9 protein-coding genes and 1 pseudogene are annotated in these 12497 nt (G+C 38.6%); 3 read left to right on the forward strand and 7 right to left on the reverse strand.

The genetic code is table 11. The features are described 5' to 3' along the window. Positions 1-128 precede the first annotated feature (128 nt). Positions 129-1754, forward strand: a complete 1626-nt coding sequence (locus IGL37_RS11730) for a PucR family transcriptional regulator (protein ID WP_002361079.1) — start codon at positions 129-131, stop codon at positions 1752-1754. 117 nt (positions 1755-1871) lie between these two features. Here IGL37_RS11730 and allE read toward each other — a convergent pair whose 3' ends face one another. The 6 genes from allE to sylA form a co-directional block, all read right to left on the reverse strand. Then, on the reverse strand, positions 1872-2657 hold the full coding sequence (gene allE, locus IGL37_RS11735; RefSeq protein WP_002384779.1) for a (S)-ureidoglycine aminohydrolase: 786 nt from the start codon (positions 2655-2657) through the stop codon (positions 1872-1874). Between the two features lie 21 nt (positions 2658-2678). Further along, entirely contained in the window at positions 2679-3902 is a 1224-nt protein-coding gene (gene allC / locus IGL37_RS11740) for an allantoate deiminase (protein ID WP_002383320.1), read from the reverse strand. A 181-nt stretch (positions 3903-4083) separates the two neighbouring features. Further along, positions 4084-5448 (reverse strand): allantoinase AllB, encoded by a 1365-nt coding sequence (allB, locus tag IGL37_RS11745; protein WP_002406026.1) that lies wholly within the window; start codon positions 5446-5448, stop codon positions 4084-4086. After that, on the reverse strand, positions 5449-6945 hold the full coding sequence (allW, locus tag IGL37_RS11750; RefSeq protein WP_002396656.1) for an allantoin permease: 1497 nt from the start codon (positions 6943-6945) through the stop codon (positions 5449-5451). Between the two features lie 594 nt (positions 6946-7539). Then, positions 7540-8052 (reverse strand): GNAT family N-acetyltransferase, encoded by a 513-nt coding sequence (locus tag IGL37_RS11755; RefSeq protein WP_002391365.1) that lies wholly within the window; start codon positions 8050-8052, stop codon positions 7540-7542. An 18-nt stretch (positions 8053-8070) separates the two neighbouring features. Beyond that, a complete protein-coding gene (sylA, locus tag IGL37_RS11760) occupies positions 8071-8523 on the reverse strand; it encodes a transcriptional regulator SylA (RefSeq protein WP_002370053.1) in 453 nt (150 codons plus the stop codon). 192 nt (positions 8524-8715) lie between these two features. Between sylA and IGL37_RS11765 the strand changes: the two genes are divergently transcribed. Beyond that, complete coding sequence (locus tag IGL37_RS11765; protein ID WP_033918082.1) at positions 8716-9408, forward strand: hypothetical protein; 693 nt, start codon at positions 8716-8718, stop codon at positions 9406-9408. 164 nt (positions 9409-9572) lie between these two features. On the opposite strand, the pseudogene IGL37_RS11770 reads toward IGL37_RS11765, so the two are convergent. Continuing rightward, a pseudogene (locus IGL37_RS11770) lies at positions 9573-11233 on the reverse strand (SulP family inorganic anion transporter). A 176-nt stretch (positions 11234-11409) separates the two neighbouring features. Between IGL37_RS11770 and IGL37_RS11775 the strand changes: the two are divergent. Then, positions 11410-12477, forward strand: coding sequence for a choloylglycine hydrolase family protein (locus IGL37_RS11775; RefSeq protein WP_002384771.1), 1068 nt, complete (start codon positions 11410-11412; stop codon positions 12475-12477). Positions 12478-12497: the final 20 nt, after the last annotated feature.

The following is a 12497-nucleotide window of genomic DNA, read 5'->3' on the forward strand; positions in this document are numbered from 1 at the left end:
TTGGAAAAACCCAGAAATTCATTGTTCAATTTGCACTATTTTGACTTTGTTTTTTAGACATATTCAATAACTATCTTTTGTACTCCTTTTTATTCTTCGCTATACTATAAAAAAAGGAGGTTGTTGTGATGAAAATATTAGCTGAGGTCTTGGCTTTACCAAGATTTTCTGACTTACAATTATTATCGTCTCACTCAAACTTAACACAGCCCTTGGAAAGTGTAGAAATCACGGAAACACCTGATGTGGCTGATTTTATCCCTAAAAATGTCATGATTTTAACAACGGCAATGATTTATAAAGATGATCAAGAAAAATTGAAACCTTTTATTGACTCGCTAAAACAAGCAGAGTGTACGGCTTTAGGAATCAAAGTTGGGCGGTTCCTTGACGAAATTTCACCAGAAATTGTTGCCTATGCCAGTGCCGTTGATTTGCCCCTGATTAAAATTCCTAGCACACAGCCACTAGGCGGGTTGTTGCATGAAATTGTAGGCTATCTTCGTGATAGCAAAACCGAACAGATGTCTGTAGCATTTGACATACAAAAGCGTTTTTCAACATTATTAATGCAAGATGTTGATGCTACGCGCTTCATCGCTGAATTTGCGAAAATTTTAAATGCGCCAATTATTTTATTAAGTCCTTGGCAACAGGTGATTGCCCACTCGAATTATTTTTATGGCAATCAAAAATCGGCGGAGTTTTTTATCAAACAATTATCAAAAGACCACTTTCAACAATTGGCACAAGAAAAGAAAATCTTTCGTTTACAGGATGAGCGACAAGAAAACATTCAAGTAGCTGGCTTTCCAATTCGTGTGAACGATTATTTTCCCTATTATCTATTGGTCTTATCTCCTGAACAGATTCCTTATCCTATTTCTGAATTTGCCATTGATCAGGCCATTTTAGTTTTGACTTTTATGTTATTTAAAAACCAGAAAATTGCTGAATCTTTTGAGCATCTCAAAACAGACTTTTTGGACCGCTTGCTTGATACACATCAAGAAGCGCTGAGTAAACATCAAAATTGGTTGGAACTTTGGAAAAATTATCGTTTAATCAACAGTGATTATTATCAATTAGCGATTGTCTACGGCGTGACTAAACCAGAAAATGAAACCCATATTCGTTATCAGCAAGCGGAAGGGCAACTAATTTTCCAATGGCTCAAAGAACAATTGCCGGAAATCCTGCCAGATGTCGCCTTGTTTAAATTAAAAAATCAAAATAAAAGTATCTTGATTTTTCAATCTAAGAAAAATGACCATTTGATGATTTTGCAAAACCTCGCTGAACGTTTGCAACAGGCTTTGCCTATTACCATTCGCTTTGCTTTAGGCAATGCTTATGAAAACCTAGAAGATTTGCCTAACTCTTATATTGAAGCTTCCTCGACATTAGAGGCTTCTTTACACGCTCAAAAACCAGCGACTGTGCAATTGTTCCATCCCAAAGGCCTAGCTGGACTTTTTGAAAAGATTGGCACTGAAGATGTTGAATACTTTTGCCAGCAACAATTGAAAGAGTTGGCCTACCCGACGGAACCGACGTTACAAGAATTACGAAAAACCTTGAAAGTTTTTTTAGATTTCAATTGCGAAATTACTAAAACGGCCAACGCTCTTTACCTTCACAGAAACACCATTAAATATCGCATGAATCAATGTGAAAAATTATTAGGTACCTCTATTCAAGAGCCTGAGACGAGTTTACTCTTACGGGTAGCGCTAGAACTTTCAGAAAAATAATTAACAGGAAAATAGCCGAATAAAAGTAACGTCTACCAAGAAGAAGGACTCTACCGTTCACCACTGCGTGTTCAAATCCTATTGTTCCGAGGTCATTACTTTACATTCGGCTTTTCTTTATAATTCTGGTTCACGATTGGCATCTTTGGAATAAACGTACATTAGCGGTTCTTCACGGCCAACCGCATAGGCTGCTTGTGGCACATAGGCACTCATGAAAATATAGTCCCCTTTTTCCACTGGATACCATTCATTGTCCAAATTGTACATCCCTTGGCCACTAATTAAATACGCACCATGCTCTTGGACATGCGTTTCAATATAGGCATGACTAGCACCTGGTTCAAAAGATAAGATATGCATATTCATATCAAAGTCAAACTCTTTCGGTAATAAACTCCAAAGTAACACGTCTGTCATTCCTTCATATTCTTCTGGTTGTTGGTCATGAATTGACCCAACCACTTTATAAGGTTGATGGCCCGCCAACGGCTGATAGCGTTTTTTATATAAGAAAACTTCTGTGTCCGCTTCCTGTGCGTTTGCTAAATACATTTTCATTTCAGGCGTAAAGTAGGCGTAGCCCCCTGCTTCAAGTTCATGAGTTTCTTGACCATCTGAAACGCGCAAACGACCGTCAATGACATAAACCAACGTTTGAATCCCGTCGCCACCAAAACCAGTTGTTTGTTGACCATTTTTATGAAACGTAGCAATGTAATCCACAAATGTCGCACCTAATTTAGGTGATCCCAAAATGGAAATATCGACATTTTCAAAACCAGGTACTGCATTTTGCACCAAACCATCATGGGGAATAATGGCGTAATTGTCTTTTTTTATCACAGCTCTTGATGTTAACAATTCTTTTTGGTAACCAACTCGATTATTTTTATAACCCATCACAATTCTTCCTTTTCTATCTTATTTATACGCTAATTCATATAAGGTATCTGCTAAAAGCTTGACGCCTTCAACCAAATCTGGAAATGCCGTTGCTTCTGCTGGATTATGACTAATCCCACCAATACTTGGCACAAATATCATCGCTGTCGGGTAATGGGGCGCAATAATTTGCGAATCATGCCCAGCACCACTATGCATCATACGATACTGATACTTGCCTTCTTTGGCTTTTTGTTCAATAACTTCTACAATTGCTTGATTCATCGGTACAGGGGCTTCATCCATCCAGCGATCAATCGCAATCGTCAAGCCTAATTCTTGAGCAATTGTCTTCATCCGTTCTTCTAATTCACCTGTAAAATGTCGTAAAAAAGCAGCGTCGGTATGACGGCAGTCAATTGTAAATTCCACTTCTCCAGGCACCACGTTGACTGTATTGGGTTTCGGAATGACTTTGCCGAATGTTAAAACTAACGGATCCCCAATTTCGTTCGCACGATCAATGGCTTCTGCACAAATTTTAGCAAAGCCGTACACCGCATCATGACGGTAACTCATTGGCGTAGTGCCTGCATGATTGGCTTGCCCTTTTAAGTTAACCGTATAGCGACGTTGCCCTACAATACTATGAACAACACCGACTTGGAGCTTTTCGTTCTCTAAAATATTGCCTTGTTCAATATGAATTTCGACAAATGCTTCAATGTCCTCACGTCTAGTTTGCTCCTGCCGAAAATCAAAGCCTTGGCGATGCATCTCATCAACAAACTTTTTACCTTCGTTGTCAGAGATATCGACTACTTCTTCACGTTTGGCTTCACCAACGACATTTTTGCTTCCCCAGAAAACCGTTGGAAAACGACTCCCTTCTTCTTCAGCCATGGAAAGCACTTCTAGAGAACGCCGTGGTTTCCCATATTTGTCTAATAAATATTGAACAGCCGTCATGGAAGCAATAACACCATATTGACCATCTAAGGTCCCACCATTAACTACTGTGTCGATATGTGACCCAGTTAAAATCGTTTCCTGAGGAAATTCCGTTCCTGCCACTCGACAAAACAGATTCCCGACTTCGTCAAATTGCGTTTCCAGTCCAAACGCCTCAGTTTGGCTTTGCACATACTTTTGTGCTGCCAACCACGAATCTGTATAAAGTAAGCGTGTCATCCCTCCTGCAGGATCACTCCCAATTGCTGACAACTCTTCGATTCTTTGTTTTAAAACTTTTTCCAAGTCCATCACAAAACCTCCTGACTGATTACACTCTGATTGTAAACGTTTCCCTAGTTATCTTCATTGTACTTATCAAACAAAATTAAGCCTTTTTTTGTGCAAAACAACCAATAAACATCCTCTAACTCATGGACAGAGGCGCTAATTCAATCACACTTCTGTCCCTTTTCATTTCTAAAATAGGTGTTTAATTTTTGATAAATACGCCGTTAAACGCCTCAGTTACTCCTGTTTCTTGTGCGTAAATTGTTTCGCCTCTTAAAATTGTTTGAATCACTTGGGCCCCAATTTCACGACCAATGTAAGGACTAATTTGATTTCGATATTCTAAATCTTCTGCTTTTAAGATATACGGCGCATTAGGTTTAATTAGTACAAAATCGGCATCCTTACCAATGCTGATGCGGCCCTTTTGTGCTAAGTGATAACGGTCAGCTGGGTTTGCTGCAATCATATCCGCGAATTGTTTCAAGGATAAACCACGTTTTTGGACGGCTTCATCGAATAACACATCGACGTTATTTTGAACACCAGAAATGCCGCCCCAAGCTTCAAAAGCATTGGTTGTATCTTTTAAGTCTGGCGTACAAGGAGAATGGTCAGAGGTTACAAACGCGATTCCGCCTGTTTGCACGTGGTTCCATAAGGCGGCTTGTTGGTCCGCGTCACGAATCGGCGGCGAACATTTGACAACTGGACCAATGGCATCAAGTTCATCCGTGGTAAAATATAAATAATGCGTACATGTTTCACAAGTCACATCTACCCCTTCTGCTTGGGCTTTTAAAACTTCTTCCACGCCTTCTTGACAAGCCACATGACAAATATGAATCCGACAACCTGTTTCTTTGGCAAATAAAATGGCTTTTTGAATCGCTTCAACTTCGGTAAACACAGGACGTGTAGCTACATATGCTGCTAAAGTCGTTTCGCCATTTTGATAAGCTAACGCGCCTAATTTATCCGTAATTGGCGCATTTTCTGCATGGATTGCTAGCACTTTGCCAGTCTTAGCAACTTGTTTCATTCCTTCATATAGTGAATAATCGTCGACATTTTGAAAATCTCCTTCAATTGAACGATCGCCGCACGTTCCCAAAAAGCATTTATAGCCAGAAACGCCTCCTTCATCAAGTTCCTGAATCCCACCAGCCAAGTTGGTCGGGACCACACCTCCAAATGACCCTACATCTACTTTTAGTTTATTTTCTCCTGCCTTGTATTTGATCTCAAGAGAGGTCTTATCCACAGTTGCTGGAATCTGATTTAAAGGCATTTCCATAAAGGTCGTCACGCCCCCTTTGGCACAAGCGGCCGTTCCTGTGACATACCCTTCCCATTCATCGCGGTAACCACCACCAGGATCGGTAATATGAACATGAGCATCCACCATCCCAGGACTAACGACCAAACCCGTCGCATCAATCACACGTTCTCCCGACAAGTCTTGCCCGATCGCTACGATTTTTCCTCCTTGAACGGCGACATCCGTAATGACTTCTCCAGTTTCTAAAATAACTAACCCGTTTTTAATCACTAACTCTGCTTGCATTTATTTTCCCTCCTGATAAGCTGTTTCTTTCACTTTTTTTGAATCCCAAGTCCATTTTTTTAACACTAAGTACAGCACAAAACCTGTGGCAAAGCCCACAAACCACGAAATATCAGCAATGATTTTAACCTGTGGAATAAATTGACCACTTAAGGAAAGAACCAACGCCAGAATAGTAGCGACATATGCCGGCTTGTTTAATCCGTAAAAAGGATTGGCTTCCTCTTTTTTGTGTTTGTCTACGTATAAAGCATTTAAATTAATTTGTTGCTTTTGAACAAAATAATAATTCGCAATCATCACACCAGCGACTGGTCCTAAAACAGCCCCAATTGCGTTCAGAAAAATAAAAATACTATCGGCGTTTTCCATCAGTTTCCAAGGCATAATGAGAAAGCTAATAACACTGGCAATCATGACGCCTTTTTTATACGTCATTTTTTTAGGAAACAGCGCCGCCAATTGATAACCTGCCGGAATGATGTTCCCCGTTGCATTCGTTGAAATAGTTGTTAATAAGAAAACCGACATGGCTAAGACCACCACCGCCACATTATCTAAACGATCAATAATGTTTAAAATATTCCATTCTTGAATCCCAAAATACAGCGAACCACCTAACAGAATAACCACACTGGAAAAAGCGAAAATCCCATAACCAACAACTAAACCTGCTGTTTGCCCCACAACCTGAGCACGTGTCGAGCGCGCATTCTTAGTAAAATCCGCCACACTCGCACCAGGCGCTGACCAAACGGCCACAACCGAGTTAAAAATAATCAGATACGCCACCAGTGGATTGACTGAACGAATCGCACCAGAAACTTGATAGGACAAAATTGGTGTTAAACCGCCCCCAGCTCGAATGGCCCAAATCGTTAATCCAATAATAACGACATAAATCAACGGACTTAAAATGGCGGTAAACCGGTTCAAAATTTTGCTACCACCGAAACCTATTGCCACATTTAAGAGCCAGAAAAGAGTAAACGCCATTAATTCAGGTAGCCTGAGACCAAAAAACTGGAATGATCCACCAATTTCTAAAAAGTTCGGCCAAAATTTCCCGAGAATAATTAATAAAGCCAGCGATCCTGTAAATGTTTGCAGACCAAACCAAGCAATCGCGGCCACACAACCTCTTAAGAACCCTGGCAGTTTTGCCCCGAGACTGCCGTAAGTAGACTGTAAGTGCATCGCAAAAGGAATGCCATATTTAGAGCCAGCCACGCCATTCAAATTCATGAAAGTTGCTACAATGAATGAGCTTAACACAACTGCCAGCATAACTTGCAGCGGCGATAAACCTAAGAAAATAAAGCCGCCCACTGCTGCATAATTCGGGATATTATGAATCGAACCCATCCATAATGTAAAAAAATTGCGCGCGCCCATTGTCCGTTGTTTCGGGCTACTTGGCAACAAATCCTCATTGTAGCCACGTGCTTTCATCGCTGTTTCTTCTTGAGCTGTTACTTGAGACACATTTTTCTCCACGACAAACTCTCCTTTTTATTAAAAATTTTTTTCTATTAAAACACCCTGCCTTCTCTTTTTTGTCACTTTTGCACAAACATGCGTACTACTCTCATCACACAAATTGTAAGCGCTTTTTATAACAACAATCATTAGTTACCCCAACTAAATAACAAACGATTCTTTGTTCACTTTGAACGAAAAAATAGCAACCTTTTTTATATCGCCCTATCACTCTAGAAAGTAAGAAACAAATCTTTTTATTCACATATTATGTACAACTTCTCTTTTCAAATGCTAAAATACGCTTATTATTAAAAATGACATAAATAAATTATACAGTTAAATGAAATCCAACACAACATTTTTTAATCAAACACACACAAAACAGATAAACTGAAGTGGATTTTCAGGAAGAGACCCATCCTGAAAAAAGACACTGACAAAAGAGTTTTCTCACAAGATCGACAACTTTTCACAGATTCAAAATCTTCTTTTTCAATTTTTACGTTTTTAAAAATAACATTTTGAAAATAAAAAAATGCTTAATTTTAGTCAAAAAAATAAACAAAGATTTCTGATTTTATCAGAAATCTTTGTTTCTAAATTTTCTTGCTACAATTCCTTTAACAAAATAAAATCCGTCTGTTCATCGTCTCCCATAAAAAACGAATGTTGACTATAATAACGGTAGCCAATCGTTTTATAAAATGCCCGCGCCGCATCATTGTGTTCCCAGACACCTAGCCACAGTGCGTTTTTACCAAATTCACGAGCTTTTTCTTCCGCCAGTTCTAACAATTGTGTTCCCAGCTTCTTTCCTTTAAACGCAGGCAAAATATACAATCGCTCAACCTCGAGCTTTTCTGGCCCCATCGGTTCCGTTTGTGCCTTCTCACGATTTAATTTCATGTAGCCAGCTAATTGATTATCGACAAAGATAAAATAAAAGTCAGAGTGGGGATTAGCCAATTCCTTTTGTAATTTTTCTAAATTGTAGGCTTCTACTAAATAGGCTTGCATATTTTCTGGGGTATTATATGGTCCGAAAGTATCTGTATAAGTTTCAATGCTGATTTCTTGTAACGCTGGTGCATCTTCTATTGTTAATTTTTTTATTTCTCCCATCAATCAGTCGTCCTTTCCTTAATAATTTCGAGTGTTCCCTTTTTTGACAAATTCCCAATCTTCGCTGACATTTTTACGCATCCGGACTAAGTACTCTGCCAATTGTGAAATTTCCACTTCTGACATACCTTGCAAAGCAACTTGATTCGAGTGTTGATTTTCGCGCAAAATGATTGGATAAACGTTTTTCCCTTTTTCTGTGGCATAAATCCGCTTAATTTTTTTGTTGCTTGCATCTTCTTGACGATAAATAAAGCCTTGTTCTTCCAAACGCTTAATCGCCCGCGCCGCTGTGGTTCGATCAACTTTAATCAGTTCGGCGATCTTTTCTTGGATAATTCCAGGATTTTCACAGACCCTGACCAAATAAAGATATTGTCCTCGTGTTAAAGATAATTCCTTAAATTCGATATTACTGATTGAATCTAAGGCGCGCGCAATCATGCCAATTTCTCTTAAAATATCTGTCACTAGGACACTTCCTTTCGCTAATATTTTATGATTGTCATTACTTTAACTTATTTTTGTTGCAAATGCAACAAAAATAAGTATAAAAACTACAGATTTAAACAATTTGAGCATTCGTAAAAATAAAATAATTATTTCTTTTGTTATATTAACAAGTAAGATAAAATTAGTTATAGCGTCTATAGGAGGAATAGTATGAAAAAATTAGTTTGTGTTATTTTAGTTATTTTTTTAACAGGTTGTAGTTCTCAGAAAGCGAATGAACATAAAAAACAAGAAAATTCTACCAATCATACAACATCAATGAAAAGCAGTACTAATCATTATAGTTCTAGCACAGAAACAAGCTCTAATAATAAACTAAAAGAAACTTCAGAAAGTGCCAGCACCACTCAGGCTTCGGCAAAATCTAAAAATGAAGCATCCACAAATGTCGAAGAAGCAAATTCTTTAGAAGCAACACCTTATGCTGTCGATCTTAGTAGTTTAAACAATCCACTCGTATTTAATTTTAAAGGAATGAATGTGCCAACTTCAATTACGTTAGAGAACTTAAATTCAACACCAACTGCTACCTTCCGAACTAAATTGTTTGGGGCTGAAAATGGTCAAGTGAAAGAAGCCATTAATAAATATGAGCTATCGATAAATACAATTCCTACAAAAGAGATTAGAATATTTTCGGCGGGCGATAACAGTATTCGCACCGTTAAAGTAAATACAGAATTAATTTTAGAAACTAATATTTCTTCAAACGATGAACAAAATAGATCGGGCACTTTATACTTATTCAACAATAAAAATGGTTCGATATCTTTAATCACTCCTAACTACGCAGGCAATGTTACGGATGATCAAAAAGACGTTATGCTAGAAGTAATTCAATAAATAACCAAAAAAAATAATAAAGAGAAAACTTCATACTTAGAAGTTTTCTCTTTATTATTTTTTAGGAACTCCTCTAGAAACTCGTTTTAGTCCCCACTTATTTTTCTTATTTCTTCACCCATTAAGCACGCAATAGAAGACAGAACATTTCATTTGAAAATGAATTATGGTTCTGCAACATGCACCGTTTGTAAAAATTCTGCGACTGAGAAATGGTATTCTTTCTCTTGATTTCCTTGAATGGTTCGAATCATTTTTTCAACTTCTGGTTGCAGAGCGGCAAATTGAACTTGTTGTCCACGACCTTCTGCTGCGAGACAAAACTCTTCTAAAATATCTAACGCCGTACTATCAATGCTAGGAACTCCTCGCATTGAAAATACTACACCACTTTTTGTTTCCAATTGCAGTAACGTTTGTTTCAATCGTTCAGAAGACATGAAAAATAACGGGCCACTCAAATAAACCACCACCCAATTTTCCGTACAATCGGTCGGTACTAGCCCCATTCTTGACCAATCAACTTCCTCGACATTAATCGTAATCACGGCACTTTTCGCAATGAAAAACAGGCAACCCGCTAAGACCCCTAAAACAATCGCTAAACTCAAGTCAAAAATAACGGTCGCTACCATCGTTAAGAAGAATAAACATAAGGCTGTGTGGAAACGTTTCTGGAAGAATTCTTTAATCACCGACCATTCATTCATTCGCCACGCTGTCACCACTAAAACACCAGCTAACGCAGGCATGGGAATTTTAGACATGACTGGCGATAAAAGCAACATCGATAACAATAAAAAGACTGCATGAAAAATACCCGCTAAACGTGTTTGCGCACCAGATTTAATCACTACGCTCGTGCGGGCAATCGCTGCCGTTGCAGGTACGCCACCGAAAAATGGCAAAATTAAGTTGCCAATTCCTTGTGCCACTAGTTCCTGATTACTGTCTAATGGTTTCCCTGTCATGCGACCAGCCGAAGCGCCACAAAGCAAACTTTCAATCATACCTAACATAGCAATGCTAATCGAAGGCACCAAAATATCCTGAAACGCACTTAATTGAAGCGAACCAATTTCCAAACGTGTATCACTAAAAATACTTGTCGGAATTTTCCCTACAGTGGCCACTGAGAGTTGAAAAACCACTGTTGCTAACGTAGCTAAAATAATCATCACCAATGAAGCTGGTATCATCGCATTCCACTTTTTCGGAAAGAACACTAATCCAAGCACCACTAAAATCGACATAACCGTCGTTGGTATACTTAAATCAAAGCCCAATGAACGATAACTGCTGATTTTCTCAATTAAATTGTGGCCTTCTGAACGAACCCCAAAGAAATTATCAAGCTGCCCCAACGCAATAATAATAGCAATTCCTGAAGTAAACCCGGTAATGACCGGTGACGGAATAAAAGAAGTCAAGCTCCCTAAACGCAAAATCCCTGCCAAAAGCAAGAAAATTCCCGCCAAAAAGGTGGCCAACAAAATCCCTTGCATGCCATGCACTGCCGCAATTGACATTAAAATAGCTGCCATCGCACCTGTTGGTCCTGAAATTTGATAAAACCCACCCGAAAGGCTCCCAATCACAATTCCAGCGATAATCGCCGTGATCATGCCAGCTGCTGCAGTGGCGCCGCTAGAGACCCCAAACGCTAACGCTAACGGCAACGCGACGGCTGCGACAGTCAAACCTGCCAAGAAATCTTTTTTCAATTTTTTTGATTATACCCTTTAAATTCATCCCTTATCATTTGTGTGTACTTTTTAAACATTCGCATCCTCTTTTCATGAAATTTCCATTCTAAAGATATCATATTTTCGGAAAGATAATAAGGTGTTTTGTGAAGGAAATCGCTAAAAAATTTTTTTCACCTCATTTAGACAAAATTGTCTAATATTTTAAGAATTTAGCCACCGCTGTTTCCTAGAGTATGATATGCTTAACTAGTAAATAGGCTTCACAAACTTACATTAATTGGGGGAAACTATTATGTGTACAGGCATCAAGATTATTTCCAAAACAAATGATATTTTTTATGGACGTACGATGGATTTTACGTTTGACTTTTTTGGCAACGAAGATCCAATTGCACCAAAAATCCCTACTCTAATTGCTCAATTTCCAAAAGGTACAGTTCTAAATAGCCAACTAAATCCTTGGACGGCAAAATATTCCTTTATGGGACTAGCAATGTCAGGCACAGATCAACCAGCGAACGATGGTAAAACCGTCAGCCTTGCTATCACAGATGGTATCAATGAAGCCGGCTTATCTGGTGATATTCAATATTTAATGGAATCTTCAACAGCACCTGCTGAAAGTTTAGCAGATCGTGGTTTAACACCTCATATTGCAGAAGAAGTTCTCGCTTATATTTTGAGTAATTTTGAAAGCGTTGACGAAGTAAAAGTAGCTTTTGAAAAAATCGGCCTGTTAGATCAAAAATTCCAACTTGATTCATTGGGGGAAGTTCATTTTACCTTACACTGGACCATTAATGATAAAAATAATAATAGTATTGTTTTGCAACCAACAGATAACGGAGCGTTCGTCATTTATGATTCGATTGGCGTAGTCACAAACAGCCCAGAATACAATTATCATTTAACCAATGCACGAAACTATATCGGGATGCGCAACTATGCTATTAAAGAACCTTACACTTTAAAATCAGGCGCAACACTTGACCCAATTGAAGGTGGGACTTCTTACGGACTATTAGGAATCCCAGGAGACTTCACTTCGCCGTCACGCTTCATTCGTGCGTTATACTATTCTGACAATCTCCAAGAATTTGATAGCTCTGAAGGGATTATGCAACTCTATCGCGCCTTCCAAACAGTGATGATTCCTCGGGGAATTGGCCATTTAGGTCAAAGTAATTCTCTGTCTGATTTCACACATTATTGGTCAGGATATGATGTGACTAATCTAACCATGTATGTCCAACCAGAAAGTACTACCTCATTTACAAAATACACTTTGGATCCAGCTTTAACAGAAGTTACTACTTTTGCTGTTTCTAACGAGCTACTACTAACAGATTTAAATCAATAAAAACACAAACAACGTCTCTG

This window comes from Enterococcus sp. AZ119 (assembly GCF_050546175.1).
Lineage (GTDB): Bacteria > Bacillota > Bacilli > Lactobacillales > Enterococcaceae > Enterococcus > Enterococcus faecalis.

What these genes read in the sequence shown, in the direction of transcription:
- IGL37_RS11730 (WP_002361079.1), top strand. Translation starts at nt 129, where the DNA reads ATGAAAATATTAGCTGAGGTCTTGGCTTTACCAAGATTTTCTGACTTA.
- IGL37_RS11775 (WP_002384771.1), top strand. Translation starts at nt 11,410, where the DNA reads ATGTGTACAGGCATCAAGATTATTTCCAAAACAAATGATATTTTTTAT.
- allB (WP_002406026.1), bottom strand. Translation starts at nt 5,448, where the DNA reads ATGCAAGCAGAGTTAGTGATTAAAAACGGGTTAGTTATTTTAGAAACT.
- allC (WP_002383320.1), bottom strand. Translation starts at nt 3,902, where the DNA reads ATGGACTTGGAAAAAGTTTTAAAACAAAGAATCGAAGAGTTGTCAGCA.
- IGL37_RS11755 (WP_002391365.1), bottom strand. Translation starts at nt 8,052, where the DNA reads ATGGGAGAAATAAAAAAATTAACAATAGAAGATGCACCAGCGTTACAA.
- allE (WP_002384779.1), bottom strand. Translation starts at nt 2,657, where the DNA reads ATGGGTTATAAAAATAATCGAGTTGGTTACCAAAAAGAATTGTTAACA.
- IGL37_RS11765 (WP_033918082.1), top strand. Translation starts at nt 8,716, where the DNA reads ATGAAAAAATTAGTTTGTGTTATTTTAGTTATTTTTTTAACAGGTTGT.